The sequence below is a fragment of the Methyloceanibacter sp. genome, assembly GCF_050999895.1.
In the GTDB taxonomy this organism is placed as follows: Bacteria; Pseudomonadota; Alphaproteobacteria; order Rhizobiales; family Methyloligellaceae; genus Methyloceanibacter.
Genome location: NZ_JBPCOU010000103.1, coordinates 19,132 through 41,286, shown reverse-complemented (window position 1 = coordinate 41,286; position 22,155 = coordinate 19,132). Strand labels below are relative to the sequence as shown.

At 63.2% G+C, this 22,155-nt stretch carries 17 protein-coding genes, 1 tRNA gene and 1 pseudogene; 14 read left to right on the top strand and 5 right to left on the bottom strand.

Going from position 1 to position 22,155, the window contains the following annotated elements:
* Positions 1-241: 241 nt before the first annotated feature.
* Positions 242-318: transfer RNA gene (locus ACR2J1_RS11450), tRNA-Arg, on the bottom strand.
* Between the two features lie 226 nt (positions 319-544).
* Here ACR2J1_RS11450 and ACR2J1_RS11445 point away from each other — a divergent pair.
* From ACR2J1_RS11445 to ACR2J1_RS11430, 4 genes and pseudogenes are all read left to right on the top strand, one after another.
* A pseudogene (locus tag ACR2J1_RS11445) lies at positions 545-1,438 on the top strand (acyltransferase family protein).
* Positions 1,439-1,548: 110 nt separating this feature from the next.
* Complete coding sequence (locus ACR2J1_RS11440) at positions 1,549-3,210, top strand: FAD-dependent oxidoreductase (RefSeq protein WP_434019452.1); 1,662 nt, start codon at positions 1,549-1,551, stop codon at positions 3,208-3,210.
* Positions 3,211-3,273: 63 nt separating this feature from the next.
* Positions 3,274-6,222 (top strand): DNA polymerase I, encoded by a 2,949-nt coding sequence (gene polA, locus ACR2J1_RS11435; protein ID WP_434019451.1) that lies wholly within the window; start codon positions 3,274-3,276, stop codon positions 6,220-6,222.
* Between the two features lie 116 nt (positions 6,223-6,338).
* The gene (locus ACR2J1_RS11430) at positions 6,339-6,572 is read left to right on the top strand and encodes a hypothetical protein (protein WP_434019450.1); all 234 of its coding nucleotides are present in this window, start codon (positions 6,339-6,341) and stop codon (positions 6,570-6,572) included.
* 125 nt (positions 6,573-6,697) lie between these two features.
* Here ACR2J1_RS11430 and ACR2J1_RS11425 read toward each other — a convergent pair whose 3' ends face one another.
* Entirely contained in the window at positions 6,698-6,952 is a 255-nt protein-coding gene (locus ACR2J1_RS11425; RefSeq protein ID WP_434019449.1) for a hypothetical protein, read from the bottom strand.
* 88 nt (positions 6,953-7,040) lie between these two features.
* Between ACR2J1_RS11425 and ACR2J1_RS11420 the strand changes: the two genes are divergently transcribed.
* Positions 7,041-7,538 (top strand): hypothetical protein, encoded by a 498-nt coding sequence (locus ACR2J1_RS11420; RefSeq protein WP_434019448.1) that lies wholly within the window; start codon positions 7,041-7,043, stop codon positions 7,536-7,538.
* Between the two features lie 64 nt (positions 7,539-7,602).
* On the opposite strand, the gene ACR2J1_RS11415 is transcribed toward ACR2J1_RS11420, so the two are convergent.
* The 3 genes from ACR2J1_RS11415 to ACR2J1_RS11405 all read right to left on the bottom strand — a co-directional run bounded on the left by ACR2J1_RS11415 (position 7,603) and on the right by ACR2J1_RS11405 (position 11,945).
* A complete protein-coding gene (locus ACR2J1_RS11415; RefSeq protein ID WP_434019447.1) occupies positions 7,603-9,126 on the bottom strand; it encodes a gamma-glutamyltransferase family protein in 1,524 nt (507 codons plus the stop codon).
* A 135-nt stretch (positions 9,127-9,261) separates the two neighbouring features.
* The gene (locus ACR2J1_RS11410) at positions 9,262-11,079 is read right to left on the bottom strand and encodes a phosphoenolpyruvate carboxykinase (GTP) (RefSeq protein ID WP_434019446.1); all 1,818 of its coding nucleotides are present in this window, start codon (positions 11,077-11,079) and stop codon (positions 9,262-9,264) included.
* 113 nt (positions 11,080-11,192) lie between these two features.
* Entirely contained in the window at positions 11,193-11,945 is a 753-nt protein-coding gene (locus ACR2J1_RS11405) for a HugZ family protein (RefSeq protein ID WP_434019445.1), read from the bottom strand.
* A gap of 110 nt (positions 11,946-12,055) precedes the next feature.
* Between ACR2J1_RS11405 and ACR2J1_RS11400 the strand changes: the two genes are divergently transcribed.
* The 9 genes from ACR2J1_RS11400 to ACR2J1_RS11360 all read left to right on the top strand — a co-directional run bounded on the left by ACR2J1_RS11400 (position 12,056) and on the right by ACR2J1_RS11360 (position 22,155).
* The gene (locus ACR2J1_RS11400) at positions 12,056-12,751 is read left to right on the top strand and encodes a response regulator transcription factor (protein ID WP_434019444.1); all 696 of its coding nucleotides are present in this window, start codon (positions 12,056-12,058) and stop codon (positions 12,749-12,751) included.
* Between the two features lie 14 nt (positions 12,752-12,765).
* Positions 12,766-14,568: a stimulus-sensing domain-containing protein gene (locus ACR2J1_RS11395; protein ID WP_434019443.1), complete on the top strand. Its 1,803-nt coding sequence runs from the start codon at positions 12,766-12,768 to the stop codon at positions 14,566-14,568.
* Between the two features lie 23 nt (positions 14,569-14,591).
* Positions 14,592-15,059 (top strand): HPr kinase/phosphorylase, encoded by a 468-nt coding sequence (locus tag ACR2J1_RS11390; protein ID WP_434019442.1) that lies wholly within the window; start codon positions 14,592-14,594, stop codon positions 15,057-15,059.
* 99 nt (positions 15,060-15,158) lie between these two features.
* Complete coding sequence (locus ACR2J1_RS11385) at positions 15,159-15,560, top strand: PTS sugar transporter subunit IIA (protein ID WP_434019441.1); 402 nt, start codon at positions 15,159-15,161, stop codon at positions 15,558-15,560.
* Positions 15,561-15,574: 14 nt separating this feature from the next.
* Positions 15,575-15,901: an HPr family phosphocarrier protein gene (locus ACR2J1_RS11380; RefSeq protein ID WP_434019440.1), complete on the top strand. Its 327-nt coding sequence runs from the start codon at positions 15,575-15,577 to the stop codon at positions 15,899-15,901.
* Between the two features lie 163 nt (positions 15,902-16,064).
* Positions 16,065-17,456, top strand: a complete 1,392-nt coding sequence (gene ahcY, locus ACR2J1_RS11375) for an adenosylhomocysteinase (protein ID WP_434019439.1) — start codon at positions 16,065-16,067, stop codon at positions 17,454-17,456.
* A 245-nt stretch (positions 17,457-17,701) separates the two neighbouring features.
* Positions 17,702-19,900, top strand: coding sequence for an ATP-binding protein (locus ACR2J1_RS11370; RefSeq protein ID WP_434019438.1), 2,199 nt, complete (start codon positions 17,702-17,704; stop codon positions 19,898-19,900).
* A complete protein-coding gene (tsaE, locus tag ACR2J1_RS11365) occupies positions 19,897-21,423 on the top strand; it encodes a tRNA (adenosine(37)-N6)-threonylcarbamoyltransferase complex ATPase subunit type 1 TsaE (protein ID WP_434019437.1) in 1,527 nt (508 codons plus the stop codon). Before ACR2J1_RS11370 ends, tsaE begins: the two co-directional genes overlap by 4 nt.
* 12 nt (positions 21,424-21,435) lie before the next feature.
* The gene (locus ACR2J1_RS11360) at positions 21,436-22,155 is read left to right on the top strand and encodes a nucleotidyltransferase family protein (RefSeq protein ID WP_434019436.1); all 720 of its coding nucleotides are present in this window, start codon (positions 21,436-21,438) and stop codon (positions 22,153-22,155) included.

The following is a 22,155-nucleotide window of genomic DNA, read 5'->3' as shown; positions in this document are numbered from 1 at the left end:
AAAGACTCTCATTCGTTCGGGTGGCGGAATTGCAATCGAAGCAGGATTGCGGAAGAGAACGGGCGTTGCCAGCTTCTAAGCGGTTTTCGTTCTTCGCATTGCGTTCAACCAGTTATACCCCTGACCCTCTGTCGATCTTTGCCGTCGCTGAGGCGAACGGGAAGCGAACAAATTACCTGGACAACGCGCGGACACCCGCTTTCAGGCCGAACGGCGCAAGCTATTAAGCTCTTGCAAACGTTGGCGCACCCGACAGGATTCGAACCTGTGACCTCTGCCTTCGGAGGGCAACGCTCTATCCAGCTGAGCTACGGGTGCTTCCGAGCCGAACCTAGTCAACCCGCCCCCATTAAGCAACGTTCCCTACTTTAAGGCCCGCGCGAGCCGGGGCGCCCAACGACGCCGCTCTCTAGCCCGCTCCTTGCAACGCATCCCTCGATTGTCCCGCGGCGGGACAGTTGAGGAGGCAAGGCTGAATGAATCTCGATACCGAAAGGGTCGCTTGGGTGACTACGCCAAGGGATTCTGCATCGTCTTGGTCGTGATGATGCACTCCACTTTGGGGGTCGAGGAGGCGCCGTTCCGCATGCCCGATTTCTTCCTCATTTCGGGACTGTTTCTTGCGCGGGTCATCGATCGGACGACTATCTCGATAAAAAGGGCGTCCACTTCGCCTATTTCTACGTGATCTGGGTCACGATCCCCAGTTCGCCTTCAAGGCGCCGGGCATTGCAGCGGAGCTTGGGTGGGGCGGCGTCGCGCAGGAATACGCGCTCTCCTTCATCGAGCCCTTCGGCACGCTGTGGTTCATCTACCTCCTTCCCATCTTCTTCGTGGTGACGAAGGGCTTCCGCGAAGTGCCGGCGGTGATGTGTGGTTCGTGGCGGCGCTGTTGCAGATCGCGCAGGTCCATACCGGCTGGATCGTGATCGACGAGCTCTGCTCGCGCTTCGTCTATTTCTACTCGGGCTATGTGCTCGCGCCTTACGTCTTCGCGTTCGCGGCCAATCAGCGCGACGCCCTCTTGTTCCTCGCGGCTTGGGCCATCTTCGAGGCCGTGATGGTTTTCGGGGGCTATTCGGAGATCCCCGTCGTTGGGCTCGGGCTCGGCTTTATCGGCGCGCTGGCGATGGTGGCGGTCTCGACGCTGCTCTCAACCCGCGATTGGGCGCGGCCGTTGCGCTATGCCGGCGAGAACTCGATCGTCGTCTATCTCGCCTTCTTCCTGCCGATGGCCGCGACGCGGACCGCGCTCTTGAAATTTGCGCTGGGTCTCGATCTCGGCGTGGTCGCTCTCATCGTCACTGCGGCAGGCGTCCTCGCACCGCTGATTTTCTTCGCCGCGGTCCAGAACACGCAAGCGCGCGTCCTGTTCAGGCGTCCCTCCTGGGTGCTGCTCAAGCCCGCACGCCAAAGCGGCCTCGTCGCGGCGGAATAGCCACCCCTCTTCGCTGAACTCGGCCCTGCTTCAGCAATTGCGGCAAAGCGCGACTTGACGCAGTGCAGCATTGGCGTAGGTATGCGGTGCGACCTGGAGGATGGCGAGCCATGGAAAAGAGGAAGATCCTGGTTCTCGGTGGCGGTTTTGGCGGGGTGTTTGCCGCCAAATCGCTCGAAAAGCTCGGTCGTGGCAAGATCGACGTCGAGCTCGTCAACGCCAACAACTATTTCGTCTTCCAGCCGCTACTGCCCGAAGTGGCCGCGGCCAGCATCCATTCGGCCGACGCCGTCGTTCCCTTGCGCCAGCTGTTGCGCGGCTTGCAGGTGCGGCAGGCGGAGGTCATGGGCATCGACTTCGAGAAGAAGAGCGTGATCGTCGTGCAGGGCGCGCGCCGCGTGCCGATCGACCTTCACTATGACGAGCTCGTCATCGCGCTCGGCACGAGTGTGGATCTGAAGCGCTTCCCGGGCCTGCCCGAGCACGCGCTGACCATGAAGGATCTGGCGGACGCGCATCGCCTCCGCACCCACGTAATCGGCTGTCTGGAAACCGCCGACGTCACGACCGATCCCGAAGTGAAGCGTCAGCTCCTCAGCTTCGTCGTTGTCGGCGCGGGCTTCTCGGGCGTGGAGACAGTGGCCGAAATGCGCGAGCTGGTCACAAGGGCGCTGCGCTATTATCCGAACATCCAGCCCGATGAGATCCGCATGAGCCTCATCGAGTATGCCGACCGCATCCTGCCGACCTTCCCGGCCGATCTTGCCGACTATGCGACGCGGCGCCTCAAGATACACGGCATCGACGTCCTGACCGGCGTCGGCACCAAGGCCGCAACCGGGACCGCGGTCGAACTCACGAATGGCAGCATCATCCCGACAAGTACGATCGTGGCCACGATCGGCAACGGGCCGCACGCGCTCGTGTCGGCGCTCGGCCTCGACTTGCATTGGGCGCGCATCAAGACCGACCGCTTCATGCAGGTGCCCGGCCATGAGGGCGTCTGGGCGCTGGGCGATGCGGCACTCATTCCGCTCGTCGACAATCCCGGCGAGAACCCGGCCGACTACGCCACGCAGACGGCGCAGTTCGCGGTGCGTGAAGGCCACCAGCTCGCCACCAATATCCTCGCCAAGCTCGAGGGCAAACCCCTCAAGCCGTTCGCCTACAGGTCGAAAGGCTCGCTCGCCTCACTCGGGATGAGCAAGGCGGTCGCAGATGTCTATGGCATCAAGCTCTCCGGCACCTTCGCCTGGCTGTTGTGGCGCGGCTTCTATCTTTCGTTCCTACCGGGCTTCACGGCGAAGCTCAGGGTGGGCATAAACTGGCTCGTGAACAGTGTCATGCCGCCGAACATCGTGCAGATCCAATCCGCGCCGCCCGCGACCCGCTATTGCCATTATCGCAAGGGCGACCTCGTGTTCGAGCCGGGCATGCTGATCGACGGCTTCTATACGGTGATCAAAGGCTCGTTCCGCCTCACCATCGACAACCCCGAGACCAGCGAGCATTTCGAAAAACTGTTCGGGCCGGGCGATCATTTCGGCGAGCGAGTGCTGGTGCGCTCGTCGCTGCGAACCGGGCTTGTGGTGGCGCTGGAGGATGGCGTCCTTCTCTTCATCGCGCAGAAGGATTTCACGCGCTTCGCCCGGGCCTTCCCCTTCCTCGATAACTACTTCAAGGACTATATCGAGGAGACCTTTGGCGGCTCCGACAAGTCTTTCGCGGCCGGAAGCAAGAACCAGCAAAGCGAGCTGGAGACGTTGCCTTAGGGCTGTGGATGGGCGGCCGCGCATGCTGACGGGGCGGCACGCAATCCTTATATTCCCTCCATCATGGCAATCGACACGACGAAAACCGGGGCCGCCGGACGGGCGGTCGCAAAGGGCGACCACGTCTATCTGATCGACGGCTCGGGCTACATCTTCCGCGCCTATCACGCGCTGCCGCCGCTGACCCGGCCGTCCGACGGGCTGCCGGTCGGCGCGGTGCATGGCTTTTGCGGCATGTTGTGGAAGCTGCTGCGGGAGACGGGCGAGCTTGCGCCGCCGACCCACATGTCGGTGATCTTCGACTATTCCGCGCGCACGTTCCGCAACGAGTTGTTCGCAGGCTACAAGGCGCACCGGCCGGACGTGCCGAAAGATCTCGTTCCGCAATTCTCGCTGATTCGCGACGCGGTGAAGGCCTTCAACGTCGCGTGCCTCGAGCAGGAAGGCTACGAGGCCGACGATCTGATCGCCACCTATGCCTGTCAGGCGATCGATGCCGGCGCGGAGGTGACAATTGTCTCCTCCGACAAGGATCTGATGCAGCTCATCCAGCCCGGCATCAGCATGTACGACACCATGAAGAACAAGGTGATCCGCGAGGCGGAGGTCGAGGAGCGCTTCGGCGTGCCGCCGTCCAAAGTCATCGAAGTGCAGTCGCTGATCGGCGATTCCACCGACAACGTGCCGGGCGTGCCTGGCATCGGCGTGAAGACTGCGGCGCTTCTCATCAATGAGTTTGGCGATCTGGAAACGCTGCTGGCACGCGCGTCGGAGATCAAGCAAGACAAGCGGCGCGAGAATCTTATCGCGTTCGCCGATCAGGCACGGCTGTCGCGCAATCTCGTCATTCTCGACTGCAATGTGCCGCTGGACGTGCCGCTTGAGGCGACGACGGTGCGCCAACCAGACGCCGATGCGCTGACCGGCTTCATGCGGCGGCTGGAATTTTCCAGGCTGCTGCGGCGCGTAGCGGAAGGCTTGGGCGGGGAGCTGCCTGCGGAGGAGGCTGGCGCAAAGCCGCTCCGCAAACGTGAGAGCGCCTACGATCACCCCTTGCGCCGTTCGCCGCGCGGCGAGACGGGTCCCCCTGCGACGCAAAAGAACGAAGCCGGCTCGCCGGTGCGGCTCGCTGTGGAGCGCGCGGCGAAGCTCGGCGCGATGGCGTTCGATCGCTCGAACTACGAGACGTTGATCGACACCGCGCGTCTGTCCGAGCTTCTCAATGCCGCGCGCTTTCAGGGTCATTTCTCTTTCCGCGTGAAGCTCACCTCCTCGGACCCGATGCAGGGCGACGTTGTCGGTGTGGCGCTCGCGCTGGTCCCGGGCCATGCCGCCTATGTTCCGCTCGGGCATCGCTCCGGCGATGAACTCGATCTCGGCGGCGGCGATCAAATCAAGCAGATCCCGATGCGTGCGGCGCTCGATCTGTTGCAGCCGATCCTGGAAGATCCCTGCGTGCTCAAGATCGTTCAGAACGCCAAGTTCGACATGGTGGCGCTCTCCCGTTACGGCGTCGCGCTCAACGGCTTCGACGACCCGTGCCTGATGTCCTACGCGCTCGACGCCGGCCGCGCCGAGCACCTGCCTGAGCAGCTTGCCGGTCATCTTCTGAGCCATACCTGCCTCACCGAGAAGGAGATCCTGGGCTCTGGCCGCGCTGCGGTCGGGCTCGACCTCGTGCCGGTTGCGCGCGCAACCGAATATGCCGGCGAGGAGACCGATATCGGCCTCAGGCTGTGGATGGTGCTGAAGCCGCGGCTTGCGGCGGAGGGCGTCACCACGGTGTACGAGGTCCTGGAGCGCCCGCTTGCGCCCGTGCTCGCCGAGATGGAGCAAGCCGGCGTGAAGATCGACCGCGCGACGCTTGCGGGTCTCTCTGGTTCGTTCGCGCAAACCATCGCGCGGCTGGAAGACGAGATACTCGAGCTTGCCGGCGAGAGCTTCAATGTCGGCTCGCCGAAGCAGCTCGGCGAGATCCTGTTCGACAAAATGAGCCTGCCCGGCGGAAGGCGCACCAAGACCGGCGCCTGGAGCACGGATGCGGCTGCACTTGAGGAATTGAGCGTCGCCGGCCACGAGCTGCCGCGCAAGGTGCTCGAATGGCGCTTGCTCGCAAAGCTGAAGAGCACCTATACCGACGCGCTGCCGACCTACATTCACCCGCAGACGGGCCGTGTGCACACGTCCTATGCGCTCACCACCACCACCACCGGGCGGCTGTCGTCGCAGGAACCGAATCTCCAGAACATCCCGGTGCGCACGATGGAGGGCCGCTCCATCCGCAAGGCGTTCGTTGCCGACAAGGGCAAGAAGCTGATCTCGGCGGACTACAGCCAGATCGAGCTTCGGGTGCTCGCGCATATGGCCGACACGCCGACCTTGCGCCAGGCCTTCGCCGACGGGCTCGACATCCACGCGATGACCGCAAGCGAAATGTTCGGCGTGCCGATCGAGGGCATGGACCCTGGGATCCGCCGCCGCGCCAAGGCGATCAATTTCGGCATCATCTATGGCATCTCCGCGGTCGGGCTCGCGGCGCAGCTCGGCATCTCCCGCAGCGAGGCCGGCACCTATATCAAGACCTATTTCGAGCGCTTCCCCGGCATCCGCGACTATATGGAAGCCATGAAAGCCGAAGCGCGCCGCCAGGGCTATGTGAAGACGCTGTTCGGGCGGAAGGTGCATTACCCCGAGATCAACACCAAGAACCCGTCGCTCCGCGGCAATTACGAGCGCGCGGCGATCAATGCGCCGATCCAGGGCTCGGCCGCCGATATCATTCGCCGCGCGATGATCCGCATGGCGGCGGCGCTGACCGAGGCGGGCTTATCGGCGCGCATGCTGCTCCAGGTGCATGACGAGCTCGTGTTCGAAGCGCCGGAGGACGAGGTCGAAAAGACGATGGAGGTTGCCAAGTCGGTGATGGAGCAGGCGCCGCAGCCTGTGCTTCGCCTCAGCGTGCCGCTGAAGGTCGATGCCCGCGCCGCCGATAATTGGGAAGCCGCGCATTAGCGGCTGTCACACTTTCATCCCCGCGCAAGCCGGGATCGAAGGGCACCGGCTGGAAGTTGGTTAGTTCTGGATTCCGGCGTTCGCCGAATGACACTTCATTTAAAAGGATGCGACCAATGGCGAAATGCGAGCAGTGTGGCAACGATTACGACAAGAGTTTCGAGGTCTCGATGGGCGGCCGCACCATGGTCTTCGACAGCTTCGAATGCGCGATCACAGCCCTCGCGCCGATCTGTCCGCATTGCAAATGCCGCATCATCGGCCACGGCGTGCAGCACGGCGACACGATCTATTGCTGCGTGCATTGCGCCAAGCATGCCGGCGTCACGGGCCTGCGTGACCGCGACTGAGCTCGCCAGGTATTCGACTGTCATCGCCCGGCTCGACCGGGCGATCCAGTAAAGAACGCCGTCCGAAATTACGAGGATCAGGAGTTACTGGATGCCCGCCTGCGCGGGAATGACAACGGCGCTGGCTACCCCTTCTTCGGGCGGACCACGGCGATGATGTTGGTCTGCACCACGCCGTCGACCTTGGCGATCTTGTTCAGGATCGCCTTGTCACCGTCGGTGGAATCCTGGCAGTCAAGCTGGGCTACGAGCTTCTCCTCCGACAGCATGACGACATTGGCGAACTTGCAGTTCTCCATCGAAAGCGCTTTCAGCGTATCGACGGCCTGGGTTGGGTTCGCCGCGCCGAGCAGCTCGATAAAGAGATAGATATTCACCATCGCGCATTTCCTCCCATTTGGACCCGCGAACATTGATGCGCCGGGGCTTATCGCAGAATACACTGTCGCGACAGTCCGAGGAGGTCCTATGCGCGCCATGTTTCGATTGAGCCTGCTGTTGCTGCTGCCGCTGATCGCCACGCAGGCGATGGCGCTGCCGGCGCCAATGTCCAACGAGGACCTCATGCAGAAGAGCGCCTTCGTCGGCGTGGTGCGCGTGCTTTCAGTGACGTGTACGGCCCTCACGCCGGGCAAGGAGACGGGCGAGGACCTGCCGCATTACCTCGCGAAGCTCGAGATCGTGGACGTGAAGAAAGGCGATGTGAAGAAGGGCGACACCGTGCTCGTCACCTGGCGGGCGATTCCGCGCGGGCTCGTGGGGCCATGGGCCGTCAACTATTATCCCGGCGAAGAGGTGATGACCCACCTCGCCAAGGCGGAGGGCGATGTCGCCTACAAGACGACATGGTGGAACGCCAAGGGGAAGAATCTGAAGGAGCCGGAATCTACGAAGCTGCCGATGATGCCCGGGGAAACCTTCATGCCGCAAAAGAGCACGAAACCCGAGCAGGACGTTCCGCTTTAAGAACTACGCTGCCGAGACGCGATCGCGCAGGCATGGCATCCTTGGCCGGCATTTCATTTCGTTTTCATACCACCAAAGCGACGCCGCGCCGGCGCGGGTCGCCCGCGCCTTCCACGTTGCCTTTGGTATCACGCCGCGCAGCGTGGACGCCGCCGAAAAAGAGATTCTGCTCAGGCCACGCATGGGCCTTGTCTTCCAGCGCCAGGAAGCTCGCTTCGGATTCCTCGGGCAAGCCTGGTTCGAAGCTGACGGTGCCGTCGCGCTCGACATGGATCCGCGGGGCCTCGACAGCCTCCTCCAGCCTCATGCCACGGTCGAGCAGATTGACCGCGACTTGGAGAATTGCGGTACGGATGCGGTTGGACCCGCCGGTGCCGAGCGCCGTCACGGTGCCCTCCGGCTGCATGATGATGGTCGGCGCCATCATGGAGGAGAGGCGCGTGCCTTCGCGCCATGCGTGGAGATCGCCCTGCGCGAGGTCCTCCTCGCCCAGCATATTGTTCAGCATGAAACCGAAATCGCCGACCATGGCGCCATTGCCCTCGCCGTTGGAGAGGCTGATCGCGGCCGCGTTGCCGCTTTCGTCGATCACGCTCAGATGGGTGGTGCCGCGATAGGCGGCCGGGTGGCGCCACGCAGCGCGCATCTCCTTCGCGAGCCCGCCGTTCGCCAGACGGGAGGCAAGACCTTCGCCATGCGTCGCGCGCGCTTCGTTGGTCGCTTGCATTGCTTGCCGCAAAGCCGTGGCGTCGAGGCTTAGACCGTCCTCCTGTAACCCTTCCAGAAAGGCGAGACCGAAGGCGACCAGCGCGCCGCTTGCCGCAGGCGGGGGATTGAGCGCGACCCACGCGCGCCTATGACGCCAGATCAACGGATCGCGCCGCTCGACGCGGTACTCGATGAGATCGTCCTTACGCAAATGCCCGCCCTCCCCGAGCGATTGCGCGACAATGGCTTCGCCGACATCGCCATTCACGAACAGCGGTGCGCCGTCTTCTGCGAGCCAAGCGAGCGTATCGGCGAGCTCCGGGTTGCGGAACGTGTCGCTGCCCTTCAGCAGATTGCCATCGGGCGCAAAAATTCTTGCCGCTCCCGGGCTCGCTGTGAGGATGGGCGCAATGACCGTGAACAGATACGCCTGAAAGGCGCTGAGTGGCAGGCCTGCGCGCGCGGCGCCGACCGCGGGTTCGACAAGGCGCTTCATGGGAAGCCGGCACAGCGCCTCGTGCATGGCGAAGATGCCCGGCACCATGCCCGGCGTTGCACTCGACCCGAGGCCGATATGAAACTCCTGCTTGGCCGGGCCGAAATCGGCATGGATGGGGTAGAACGAAACTTCGCCCGGCGCGCGCCGGTGACGCGGCGTGTCAACGAAGAAGTCGAACAGGGCAACTCTGTCGCTTCCGCCGCCGCGCGCCATCAGGAAGCCGCCACCGCCCGGCGAGGCAAACACGGTCTCCGCAACGAAGGCCATGAAGACGCCGGCGAGTGCCGCATCGAAGGCGTTGCCGCCGTCGCGAATGATCTCGGCGGCCGCCTCGGCGGTCAGCTCATGGCCGGCGGCGACAACACTCTTTCCGTTAGCCATCGGTCGTGCCACGGGCCGTCATTCCGGCGAAAGCCCGAATCCAGATGAGAACCACAGACTTGGCTGCTGGATACCGGCTTTCGCCGGTATGACGGAAACTTGGCAGGCGCCGGTATTCACGCAAAGACGTCGGCGCTAGGCGAGGCGCTTTTCGAGGGCTTCCAGCTCCTCCATCAGGCCCTTGGGAAGCTTGTCGCCAAAGGTCGCGAAATGCTCGCGGATCAGCGGCAGCTCTTCCTTCCAGCCTGCGGTATCGACCCTGGTCAGATCCTTGAGGCTGCCGGCCGGCATGTCGAGGCCCTTGACGTCGAGCGCGCCTTCCGCCGGCACCTTGCCGATCGGCGTGTCGACGGCTTCGGCATTGTCGTCGCAGCGCTCGAAGATCCATTTCAAGACGCGGCTGTTCTCGGCATAGCCCGGCCACAGGAACTTGCCTTCCGGGCTCTTCCGGAACCAGTTCACGTAGAAGATTTTCGGCATCTTGGCGCCGCCCTTCTCGCCCATCTTCAGCCAATGCGCGAAATAGTCGCCCATGTGGTAGCCGCAGAAGGGCAGCATGGCCATCGGGTCGCGGCGAATGTCGCCTTGCACACCGGATGCCGCAGCCGTCTTCTCCGAGGCCATGATGGAGCCGAGAAAAGTGCCCTGCTTCCAGTCCGTGGCCTCGGTGACGAGCGGCACGACGCTCGCGCGGCGGCCGCCGAAGAGGATGGCGTCGATCGGCACGCCCTTGGGGTCTTCCCATTCCGGCGCGATCACCGGGCACTGCGCGGCCGGCGCGGTGAACCGGGAATTGGGATGCGCGGCCGGGCGTCCGGCGCTCGGCGTCCAGGAGCGGCGCAGCCAGTCGACCGTGTGCGCCGGCGGCTCGTCCGTCATCTGCTCCCACCACACGTCGCCGTCATCGGTGAGGGCGACGTTGGAGTAGATACAGTTCTCGGTAAGGGTCTGCATCGCATTGTAGTTAGAGTGGTTTGACGTTCCAGGCGCGACGCCGAAAAAGCCGGTCTCGGGATTGATGGCGCAAAGCCGTCCATCCTCGCCGAACTTCATCCAGCAGATATCGTCGCCGATAGTCTCGGCCTTCCAACCCTCGATGGTCGGGTTCAGCATGGCGAGATTGGTCTTGCCGCACGCGGACGGGAAGGCGGCGGCGATAAATTTCACCTCGCCTTCCGGGCTGGTGAGCTTCAGGATGAGCATGTGCTCCGCCATCCAGCCCTCGTCGCGGGCCTTTACGGACGCGATGCGAAGCGCGTGACATTTCTTGCCGAGCAGCGCGTTACCGCCATAACCCGAACCGTAGGACCAGATCTCTCGCGTCTCGGGAAAGTGCGAGATGTATTTCGTTTCGTTGCAAGGCCACGGAACGTCGGCCTGCGCCTGCGTCTTGAGCGGCGCGCCGACCGTATGCATGCCGCGCACGAAATCCTCGCTGTCGCCGAGGGCCTTCAGCACCTTATCGCCGACGCGGGTCATGATGTGCATGTTGGCGACGGCGTAGGCTGAGTCCGTCACCATGACGCCGATGCCGGCGATGGGAGAGCCGACCGGGCCCATGGAATAGGGCACTACATACATCCTGCGCCCCTGCATGGCGCCGTCGAACAGCTTCGCGAGCGTCTCTTTCATCGCGGCGGGGTCGAACCAGTTATTGGTCGGGCCAGCGTCGTCCTTGTTTGTGGAGCAGATATAGGTCTGGTCCTCGACGCGGGCGACGTCCTTGGGATCGGAGCGGACCAGAATCGAATTCGGGCGCTTGTCGGGGTTGAGCCGGATCGCCGTGCCCCCGTCGACCAGCGCCTTCAGCATGTCCTGATATTCTTCCTTCGAGCCGTCGCACCAGCGCACGGCGTCAGGCTTGAAGAGCGTCTTTGCCTCTTCCACGAAGGCCAGCACTTTTGGATTGCTCGTCTCGGCCCCAGCGGGCGCAATCTTCGACTGAACGCTCATGCGGTATGATCCCCGGCGAAAATGGATGGATTTTAGTTGCGAAAGGCCGCGCTTCACCTAGCACTGAACGCGCGAGGCTTTCAAGGCGCGCGCTGCCCTCTCTGGCGCCCGACCTAAGCCAAACGCGCCCGCGCCTCGTTCGCCAGACGCACGAGCTCATTCCGTGCCTCGCCGGGGGAGGTCACCGACTTTGCGAACAGGATACGGCTTGTTTCGCCGTCGAGCACGATATCGCAGCCCTCGGGGTCGATGCCCGTCATGCGCCACGCGCCGGGCGCGCCACCCGCTAGCGCCGTGGCATAAAGCGAAATGGCGTCGGCGTGGTCTTCGTTCATATGGCCGACGATGTCGGACTCGCCTTCCACCAGAACCGCCGCAGCCGCGATCGGCACCAGCAGATCCTCGGGGTCGAGATCGAAGATCCGGCCGAAGCCACCGATATAGTGCGCACCCTCAACCTTGAGCCGCCAGAACGAGAAATCCGGGAAATCCGCATAAAAATCAGCCTCTGGGTGGCGCGCGAGGAAGCGGCGGCGCGCCCCATCCTCGGCGGCCTTCTCGGCGCGGCCGGAGATCGTGACGCGGGCGCCCTGCAATGGGTCGGCGAGAGCGCCGGTGGCGTCGACCAGGATTGACGCGCGGGTGTCCTTGAGGAGATTGGCGGTGTGCCGTGCAAGCGTCGAGATCAGAAACACCGGCGCGCCTTCGGGGTCGGTGGCGAGCGTGATTAACGAGGCATAAGGATAACCGCTCGCTGCGTCGACGGTGGCAAGCGACCCTTTCAACGCACGCCGCATGAGGCTGCGTGCATTGGCCGCAATCTCGAATTTTGAAGGTTTTTCTGCTGCCTTATTTACTTGCGCCATGACGATAATTGTTCCATGCCCCTTAGGATGGGTGGCGCGCTTGCCCTGAAGCTGCCACAATTCACCGCAGCCTCACCCCTCAATCACTTAATCGCTGCAAGGGGCCCCCAATGCCAACAATTGCACTTGTAGACGACGATCGGAACATCCTCACCTCCTTGCGCATGGTGCTCGAGGCCGAGGGCTATAAGACGCAAACTTACAACGACGGCGCAAGTGCGCTCGATGGCCTGGCCGAAAATCCCCCGGACCTTGCCATTCTCGACATCAAGATGCCGCGCATGGACGGCATGGAGCTCCTGCGCCGGCTACGGCAGCGGAGCGAGCTGCCGGTGATCTTCCTCACCTCCAAGGATGAGGAGATCGACGAGCTGTTCGGCCTCAAAATGGGCGCCGATGATTTCATTCGCAAACCCTTCCCGCAGCGCCTCCTGGTCGAGCGCGTGAAGGCCGTGCTGCGCCGGGCCCAGCCCCGCGACACGACCGCCGTGGTCGAGGACAAGTCAAAGGTGCTCGAGCGCGGCAAGCTCAAGATGGACCCGGAGCGTCATACCTGCGTCTGGGACAACCGGCCCGTCACCCTTACCGTTACCGAATTCCTCATCCTACAGTCGCTCGCGGCCCGGCCCGGGGTGGTGAAGAGCCGCGATGCCCTGATGGACGCGGCCTATGACGATCAAGTTTATGTCGACGACCGTACCATTGACAGCCACATCAAGCGTCTGCGTAAGAAGTTCAAAGCCGTGGATACGAGCTTCGACGTGATCGAGACGCTGTACGGTGTGGGCTACAGGTTCAAAGAGTAGCGGATCGGAACGCCATGACCGCGGAAGCGGACAGGTCCTGGCACGGGGTCGAAGCCGGGACCTTTCGGGAGCGGGTCCGACGCATCTGGCGCGTCGGCCTTCCACGTTCGCGTCGAGCGTTGCGCAAGCTGCGTTCCTATCTCCCGTTCCGCCAGGGATTCTCCAGTCTGACGCGGCGCATTGTCGTGCTCAACCTGATCGGGCTCGCGATCCTTGTCTCGGGCATTCTCTATCTTAACCAGTTTCGCGCCGGCCTGATCGACGCGAAGGTGCAAAGCCTGCTCACCCAGGGCGAGATCATCGCCGGAGCGCTTGCCGCCTCCGCGGCCCTCGACATGGATCAGGTCCCGCTCGACCCTGAAAAGCTGCTCGAGCTTGAAGCGGGAGCGGGTGGCGAGGACGACGCCTTCGGCGGCTCGCTGGAATTCACCATCGATCCGGAGCGTGCGGCACCGATCCTGCGCCGGCTGGTGAAGCCAACCGGAAGCCGTGCCCGCATCTATAATCGCGACGGCGCGCTCATTCTCGATTCCGACACGTTCTTTTCCCGGGGACAGGTGCTTCGCTACGACCTGCCGCCGCCGGATGTCGAGGAAACCGATGCGCTGACATCCTTCTGGCAGGCGGTGAAGATAAGGCTCCGTCAATACGACCTGCCGACCTATAACGAGATCGGCGGAGAGAACGGCAAAGCCTATCCCGAGGTCGCATCTGCCCTGACCGGAACCTCGGTTCCGATCGTCAGGGTAAACGACAAGGGCGAACTCATGGTCTCCGTCGCCGTGCCGATCCAGCGTATGCGCGCGGTGCTCGGCGTGCTGCTGCTCTCCACACGCGGCGGCGACATCGACAATATCGTCGCGGCAGAGCGTTGGGGCATTATGCGCGTCTCGCTTTTTGCCGCAGCCGTGACCGTGGTTCTGTCGATGATCCTCGCCAACACCATCGCGGGTCCGATGCAGCGTCTCGCCGCCGCCGCCGAGAACGTGCGCCACAGCGTCAAGGCGCGCGCCGAGATTCCGGACTTTACCGATCGCATGGATGAGATCGGCCATCTGTCGGGCGCGCTCCGCGACATGACGCAGGCACTCTATCGCCGGATCGACGCCATCGAGAGTTTCGCCGCCGACGTCGCGCATGAACTCAAGAATCCCCTCACCTCTCTACGCAGCGCGACGGAAACGATGCCACTCGCGAAGACCGATGAAGCGAAAGAGCGGCTGCTGGAAATCATCCAGCACGATGTCAGGCGTCTCGACCGTCTCATCAGCGATATTTCCGACGCCTCGCGCCTCGACGCCGAGCTTGCGCGCGAAGACGCGAGACCGGTCGACATGGCGGATCTCCTGCGCGGCACGGTTTCGCTCTTCAACGACATCCATCGCGACGACACGCCGGAGGTGCTGATCGAGGTCGCTTACGCGCCCGGCGGGCACCCTTATCGCGTTACCGGGCATGAAAGCCGCTTGAGCCAGGTGGTCGTCAACCTGCTCGAGAACGCTATCTCCTTCTCGCCGCCGGGCGGCCGCGTGTCCGTCGCGGCGAAGCGCGAGGGCGCCAACATTCAGATCGCGATCGACGACGAAGGGCCGGGGATCCCGCAAGAAAACCTCGAGCGCATCTTCGAGCGTTTCTACACGGACCGGCCGCAAGAGAGCTTCGGACAGAATTCAGGGCTCGGCCTCAACATTTCACGCCAGATCATTGCCGCGCACGGCGGACGCATCTGGGCTGAGAATCGAACGTTTGCGGAGAGGAGCGGAAGCGGGGACCGCAAAACCGGCGCCCGATTCGTGATCCGCTTGCCGGCAGCCTGACGTTTGAAATCGAAGAGGCTTGCTTGAGTGAAGGGCGAGAGCTTGTTTACGGCACCTGCGTCGCCTTCGGGGCCCGCGCCGTGCTCCTGCGCGGAGAGTCCGGTGCAGGCAAATCCGATCTCGCGCTGCGCTTTATCGCGCTTGGCGGCGACGGACATGATCTGCCCGCGTTGATCGCCGACGATCAGGTCTGGGTACAAAAAAACGGAAGCGGTAACCTTGTGGCCTTCGCGCCGGAGACCCTGGCAGGAAAAATCGAGGTTCGAGGCGTTGGGATCATGAATGTGGCGCATCGCAGCGAGGCGAGGCTGATGCTCGTTTGCGATCTCGCGGACCGCGATGGCGTTCCGCGACTTCCGCCGGAGCCGTTGGCGTGTACGGAGATGGCAGGAGTATCACTGCCCTGTCTCACCCTGATGCCGTTCGAGGCTTCGGCGCCCCTGAAACTCAAGCTGGCGTTGTTGTCTGCGGCCAAGAATGCACCGATTTGAGCCGGGCCGAACTTTTGACACGGATCGGACTTGCGCGGCTTCCCTCACGCGGCCAAAGATAGCGGCCTTCGGGCGCCCGGAACTCGAGTTAGGTAAAAAATGATCGGCGTTGTCATCGTCACCCACGGCAAGCTTGCACACGAGTTCCGTGCTGCACTCGAACATGTCGTCGGACCGCAGGAGCAGATCGAGACGATCTCCATCGGTCCCAACGACGATCTGGACGTCAGGCGCAACGACATGCTGTCCGCACTTGCGCGGGTCGACACCGGCAAGGGCGTGGTCGTACTCACCGATATGTTCGGTGGGACGCCGTCCAATCTCGCGATCTCGGCGATGGAGCGAGCGAATGTGGAGGTGATCGCCGGCGTCAATCTGCCGATGCTGGTCAAGCTCGCCAGCGTTCGCGGCGAGTGCGCGCTGGAAGAAGCCATCACGCAGGCGCAAGAAGCGGGACGCAAATATATCAGCGTCGCGAGCCACATCCTCCAGGCGCATTGAAAGCGGGCAGCGCCATGGCCGAGGATTCAGCAACCCGCTCGAAACCCCGCAGGGGCATCACCGACACTGGCGTCTGGTTCGCCAAGGTCGTCATTCCAAACAAAAAAGGTCTGCACGCGCGCGCCTCGGCACAGTTCGTGCGCACCGCGTCACGCTTCGACGCGAAGGTTCGCGTCACACGCGAAGGCCACACAGTTGGCGGCACCTCGATCATGGGCCTCATGATGCTTGCCGCCGGGCAGGGCCACAGCATTCTGATCGAGGTGGATGGAGCCGAGGCCAACGCGGCGCTGGAAGCTCTTGTCACGCTGGTCGAGTCGAGGTTCGGCGAGGACGAGTAGCGAAGGCTGGCCCTTTCGCGCCTGCTCGTCAGCATTTCCTTTTAAATTAAACGAAATCCGAAGGTTGAGCAATCTCGGCCGAGGCGACAAACCTCGCCAGCACCCTTGAGAAGGTATAAGGACTTGTATATATCTTTATCAGTTTGAAGGCCGAGAGGATCACATGAATTATCACGTCAAAGATATCGCGCTCGCCGATTGGGGCCGCAAGGAAATCGCCATCGCCGAGACCGAGATGCCCGGCCTCATGGCCGTGCGCGAGGAATATGGCGCCGCGCAGCCGCTCAAGGGCGCGCGTATCGCCGGCTCGTTGCACATGACCATTCAGACCGCGGTCCTGATCGAGACGCTGAAGGCGCTCGGCGCCGATATTCGCTGGGCCTCGTGCAACATTTATTCGACGCAAGACCATGCCGCCGCTGCAATCGCCGCCGCCGGCATTCCGGTCTTTGCCTATAAGGGCGAGAGCCTCGAGGAATATTGGGACTACACGCACCGCATCTTCGAGTGGGCGGACGGCGGCACGCCCAATCTGATTCTCGATGACGGCGGCGACGCCACGCTTCTCGTGCATCTCGGCGTCCGCGTCGAGAAGGGCGACACAGCCTCTCTCGAGAAGGCGACCAACGAAGAGGAAGAGGTTCTCTTCGCCTCCATCAATAAGCGGCTCAAGGAGAAGCCGGGCTGGTACACCGAGATCGGTAAGAATATCCGCGGCGTGACGGAAGAGACCACGACCGGCGTGCATCGCCTTTACGAAATGCACAAGAAGGGCACGCTGCTGTTCCCGGCCATCAACGTCAACGACAGCGTCACCAAGTCGAAATTCGATAATCTTTATGGCTGCCGCGAGAGCCTGGTCGACGGTATCCGCCGCGGCACCGACGTCATGATGGCGGGCAAGGTGGCGATGGTGGCCGGCTTCGGCGATGTCGGCAAAGGGTCGGCCGCAAGCTTGCGCAACGCCGGCTGCCGCGTGCTCGTCTCCGAGGTGGATCCCATCTGCGCGCTACAGGCCGCGATGGAAGGATACGAAGTCACGACGATGGAAGATGCGGCGCCGCGCGCGGATATCTTCGTTACCGCGACGGGCAACAAGGACGTCATAACGCTGGAGCATATGCGCGAGATGAAGGACCGCGCCATCGTCTGCAATATCGGGCATTTCGATTCCGAGATTCAGGTGGCGGCCTTGCGCAATTGCAAATGGGACAACATCAAGCCGCAGGTGGATGAGATCGAGTTCCCCGACGGGCACCGCATCATTCTTCTGTCGGAGGGCCGGCTCGTGAATCTCGGCAATGCCATGGGACATCCGAGCTTCGTCATGAGCGCATCCTTCACCAACCAGACGCTGGCGCAGATGGAGCTATGGACCAATCCCCATGCTTACGAGAAAAATGTCTATACGCTTCCCAAGCTTCTCGATGAAAAGGTCGCGGTGCTTCACCTGAGGAAGGTTGGCGTCAAGCTGACCCAGCTCACGCCTGAGCAATCGGACTATATCGGCGTGCCTGTGGAGGGCCCCTTCAAGCCCGACCATTACCGCTATTAGTCGAGACGGATGCTCAAGGTAAACGATCCGTTAACCGAATTGGCATTGCCTAGTGTGGGCAAGAGTCCTGCATGCGGCTAAGCTAGCCCTTGATTCGCCTTGAGGCTCGCGAGGGTCGATCCCGGCCCGTTATGTCTGTGGCAGCGTTAGAGCGGCGCGGCGAGGCGATGCGCGGCGACGTTGGAGCGAGGGGGACCATGCGGACCAGCGGGGGTGAGGCTGCACCTTTACAAAGGTGGGCAACCGTGCCGTTCCGCCTCTTCGTTGCAATCGGTGCCGCGACGCTGCTCGCGCTTCCTGCCGAAGCTGCCGTGGATGGCGGCAGCTTCGATGCGCGCTCGCTGCTCGCGCTCGGGGTCAATCTCGGCATCATCATTTTCGCCGTGGGGACCGCGATCGGCTTTCTGCGCGCGACGAAGCGCGCCCAGTCCGCGGAGAGGGCCGCGAACAGGAAGGCGGAACACTACCGCCATGCGGAGAGCACGCTCGAGACCGTTCTGACGGCCGAGCCGCAACTGCTCATGAGCTTCGGCGACAACGGCGAGCCCGAGTTGCTGGTCGCCACGCTGCCGGCGTCTCTCGGCGTGCCGTCGGATCCCGACCAGATCCTCGACTTCCCGGCTTGGCTTGACGAACCCTCGGCCGCCGAGATCGATGACGCGCTTCAGGCGCTCGCCGAGCGCGGCGAGGCTTTCAATTTGATGCTGCGGATGCAGCGCGACAAACATGTGGAGATAGATGGCCGTGCCGCCGGGGGCAAGATCGCGCTGAAGGTGCGAGATCTTGCGGGACGCCGGCTCGAATTCGTGAGCCTCGCCGAGAAGCACAAGGAGCTCGAGGCGCAAGTCGCGAGCTTGCGCAGCCTGCTTGACGCGCAGCCGCCCCGGGATCGCCATCCAGCCGAGCCGGATGCAAGCTTCGGCGGACGCTTCCGCAGTTTCGACAGGCTCGCCACGGCCTTTGCCGTGTTCGACCCCCAACAGCGGCTCACCCATTTCAACCAGGCCTATGTTGATCTGTGGCAGCTCGACCCTGAATGGCTCGGTAGTCATCCACGCGATGGCGAGATCCTCGACAGGCTGCGTCACGCGCGGCGCCTGCAAGAGCGCGCCGATTATCGCGACTGGAAGGGGGCATGGGTTTCGGCTTACGGCAACAATGCGCAAGTGGAAGATCAATGGCACCTTCCCGACGGCCGTACTCTCCATGTCATTGCCGATGCCGACGACAGCGGCGGCGTGACCTATCTTTATGAGAACATCACCGAGCGCATCGCGCTCGAGAGCCGCTACAACGCCCTGATCGAGGTGCAGCGGGAAACGCTCGATACGTTGCGCGAAGGCATCGCGGTGTTTGCCCAAAATGGACGCCTGCGCCTCTACAACCGCGCCTTTGCCAGCATCTGGCATCTGAGCCAGGAGGAGCTCGATGCCAAGCCGCATATCGAGGACATCATCAATCGTTGTCGCGTGTTCTACGATGACGCCGAAGCATGGGAGCGCACCAAGGCGCAAGTCACCGCCATCGTCGCCGAAAGGCGCCCCTACGAAAGCCAGTATGACCGCGCCGACGGCAGCGTCATTGCCAGCGCGGCGTTGCCGCTGCCCGACGGGGGCACGCTCTTGACCTATATCGACGTGTCCGACTCAAAGCGGATGGAGCGCGCGCTGCGCGACCGCAATGAGGCGCTGGAGAAGACCGACCGGCTGCGTGCCAACATCCTGTCCAACGTGTCCTATGAGCTCCGCACGCCGCTGACCACGATCCTCGGTTTCGCGGAACTCTTGGAAAGCGGGCATTTCGGCTCGCTCGCCGACCGCCAGGCCGAGTATGTCAGCGGCATCAAAACCTCGGGCTGGTCGCTGCTCGCCATCACCGACGCCGCGTTCGACCTCGCCACCATGGATGCCGGCTATTTCGCGCTCGATCTCGGCACGGTCAATATTCGCGAGCTGATGCAGAAAGCCGTGGACAGCGTTCAGGAGCAGATCCAGCGCAACAAGCTCTCGCTCAAGCAGGACGTTGATGCGTGTGTCGATACGTTCGTTGCCGACGGCGCGCGCGTCGTGCAGATTCTGCGCAACCTTCTTTCCAATGCGATCGGCTTCTCACCGGCCGGCGGAACGCTCACGCTCTCCTGTCAGCAAGAGGACGAAATGGTAGCCCTCACCGTCGAGGATGAGGGGATCGGTATCCCTGAGGACTATCAGACCGCCGTGTTCGAGCGCTTCGAAAGCCGGTCGCATGGCTCCCGCCATCGCGGCGCGGGTCTTGGCCTCGCGCTCGTGAAGAGCCTCGTCGAGCTGCATGGCGGCAGGGTCGCTCTATCCTCGGCACCGGGGCAAGGAACGAAGGTCCGCGTGCTTCTGCCGCTGCGGCGGGATCCCGAGGCTGAGCGGCCTGCACAGTCCGAGCGGCGCTATCTCACAAGCCGTGCCGGATGACAGCATCCTGGACCCTAGACAGTCTCGACCTCACCCAGCTCGACCGTTTCGCCAGCCGCCTTGCGCTGATTTTGCGGCGCGGCGATGTCGTCACCCTAAGCGGTCCGCTCGGTGCGGGTAAGACTACGCTGGCTCGTTCCCTGATAGAGCGGATTTCCGGCGACAGCGAAGTGCCGAGTCCGACTTTCGCGCTGGTCCAAAGATACGACACGCCACGCTTTCCGCTCGCTCATTGCGATCTTTATCGTTTGCAGCCGGGCGAGATCGAAGAGCTTGGTCTCGACGATGCGCTCGGCGAAGGCGCGCTGATCGTCGAATGGCCGGAGCGCGCGGCTGACTGGCTCCCCGCCGACCGCCTCGACATCGCGCTGGAGGAGACCGCCGAGCCCAATCGCCGGTCCCTCTTCCTCACGGGTCGCGGCATCTGGCGGGAGCGGCTGGAGCGGCTGCGCGCGCTGTGTGAATTCATTGAGGGCACGCCCTACGCCGACGCGGTCGCGCATTATCTGCAAGGCGATGCCTCGACGCGCAGCTATGCACGATTTGATCTCCCACATCGCACTGCAATCCTCATGAATGCGCCACGGCAGGCCGACGGCCCGCCCATAAAAGACGGCAAGCCCTATAGTGCGCTCGTGCATCTCGCGGAGGACGTGACTCCCTTCGTCGCCATCGCGCACGAGTTACGCAATCAAGGTGTGGAGGCGCCTGCCGTCTACGCCTTCGACCTCGACCAGGGATTCCTTCTGCTTGAAGATCTGGGTGACCGCGTTTTCGGCATAGAGATCGCGGCGGGCAGCGCGATGGCCGATCTTTATGGCGCCGCGGTCGATGTCTTGCTCACGCTCGCGCAAGAACCCCCGCCGACGCTGCTGACGATCGACAGCCATGCGCCTTACCAGCTTCAGTCCTATGACGAGGAGGCGATGCTGATCGAGGCGTCGCTTCTGATCGACTGGTTCTGGCCAGCGCTGCACGGCAAGCCCACGCCAGAAGCCGAGCGCGAGGAGTTCCTCGCGCTTTGGCGCCCGCTGCTTGCGGCGGCAGCGAAGGCCGACACCGGCTGGACCTTACGCGACTTCCACTCGCCGAACCTGATGTGGCTGGCCGAACGTGACGGTATCGGCCGTGTCGGCGTTCTCGACTTCCAGGATGCCCTGATCGGCCCGAAAGCCTACGATCTAGTCTCGCTGCTCCAGGACGCCCGCCTTGACGTCCCGGAATCGCTTGAAGCCGCCCTGCTCGATCGCTACTGTTCCGCGCGTGCCGCACAAAACCAGCATTTTTCGAGCGACGATTTCCGTTCGCTCTACGCGACGCTCGGCGCGCAACGCAACAGCAAGATCCTCGGCATCTTCTCGCGGTTGGCCAAGCGCGACGGTAAGCTCGGCTATCTCGCTCACATCCCGCGTGTCGCGCACTATTTGGAACGCGACCTTTCCCACCCCGACCTGGCGGAGCTGCGGCGCTGGTACGCGCGAGAGCTTCCCGCGAGCGCAGCATTGCCGCCTCTCGCGCTTTGAGGGCATCTCCCCATGACGGCGGTCAAGACCGCGATGGTGCTGGCTGCGGGTTATGGCGAGCGCATGCGGCCGCTCACCTCGCGCATCCCTAAGCCCCTCGTCCCGCTCGCCGGCCGTCCGCTCATCGATCATGTGCTGGATCGTCTGGCGGATGCCGGCGTCGAAAAGACCGTCGTGAACGTGCATTACCTCGCCGATCTTCTTGAGCTGCATCTCCGCGCAAGACGAAAGCCTGCCATCGTCATCTCCGACGAGCGCGCGCAGTTGCTCGATACGGGCGGCGGAGCGATGAAGGCGCTGCCGCTTCTCGGCGATGGGCCGTTCTTCATTCACAACTCCGATTCGGTTTGGCGCGAGGGTCCAACGCCGGCGCTGCTGCACATGACGCGGTTGTGGAACCCAGATGCCATGGACTGCCTCTTGCTGCTCGCTCCGCTCAAGACAAGCATCGGCTTTGCCGGACGTGGCGACTTTGCGATGGAGCCTGACGGGCGCCTCACGCGCCGCGGCGACCGCGACACCGTCCCCTTCGCCTTTGCCGGCGTCTCCCTCTGCGAAGCGCGGCTTTTCGCCGACAGTCCGGCTGTCCCGTTTTCGCTGAACCTCCTCTGGGACCGGGCGCTCCAGCGCGGAAGGCTGTACGGCGCGCCACTCGACGGATGCTGGATGCATGTCGGCACCCCGGAAGCCCTCACCGAGGCCGAGGCCTCATTCGAGCGAGAAGGTGCCTGA

Coding starts and splice junctions, on each gene's coding strand:
- ACR2J1_RS11440 (WP_434019452.1), top strand. CDS start 1,549: ATGGAAAAGAGGAAGATCCTGGTTCTCGGTGGCGGTTTTGGCGGGGTG.
- polA (WP_434019451.1), top strand. CDS start 3,274: ATGGCAATCGACACGACGAAAACCGGGGCCGCCGGACGGGCGGTCGCA.
- ACR2J1_RS11430 (WP_434019450.1), top strand. CDS start 6,339: ATGGCGAAATGCGAGCAGTGTGGCAACGATTACGACAAGAGTTTCGAG.
- ACR2J1_RS11425 (WP_434019449.1), bottom strand. CDS start 6,952: ATGGTGAATATCTATCTCTTTATCGAGCTGCTCGGCGCGGCGAACCCA.
- ACR2J1_RS11420 (WP_434019448.1), top strand. CDS start 7,041: ATGCGCGCCATGTTTCGATTGAGCCTGCTGTTGCTGCTGCCGCTGATC.
- ACR2J1_RS11415 (WP_434019447.1), bottom strand. CDS start 9,126: ATGGCTAACGGAAAGAGTGTTGTCGCCGCCGGCCATGAGCTGACCGCC.
- ACR2J1_RS11410 (WP_434019446.1), bottom strand. CDS start 11,079: ATGAGCGTTCAGTCGAAGATTGCGCCCGCTGGGGCCGAGACGAGCAAT.
- ACR2J1_RS11405 (WP_434019445.1), bottom strand. CDS start 11,945: ATGGCGCAAGTAAATAAGGCAGCAGAAAAACCTTCAAAATTCGAGATT.
- ACR2J1_RS11400 (WP_434019444.1), top strand. CDS start 12,056: ATGCCAACAATTGCACTTGTAGACGACGATCGGAACATCCTCACCTCC.
- ACR2J1_RS11395 (WP_434019443.1), top strand. CDS start 12,766: ATGACCGCGGAAGCGGACAGGTCCTGGCACGGGGTCGAAGCCGGGACC.
- ACR2J1_RS11385 (WP_434019441.1), top strand. CDS start 15,159: ATGATCGGCGTTGTCATCGTCACCCACGGCAAGCTTGCACACGAGTTC.
- ACR2J1_RS11380 (WP_434019440.1), top strand. CDS start 15,575: ATGGCCGAGGATTCAGCAACCCGCTCGAAACCCCGCAGGGGCATCACC.
- ahcY (WP_434019439.1), top strand. CDS start 16,065: ATGAATTATCACGTCAAAGATATCGCGCTCGCCGATTGGGGCCGCAAG.
- tsaE (WP_434019437.1), top strand. CDS start 19,897: ATGACAGCATCCTGGACCCTAGACAGTCTCGACCTCACCCAGCTCGAC.
- ACR2J1_RS11360 (WP_434019436.1), top strand. CDS start 21,436: ATGACGGCGGTCAAGACCGCGATGGTGCTGGCTGCGGGTTATGGCGAG.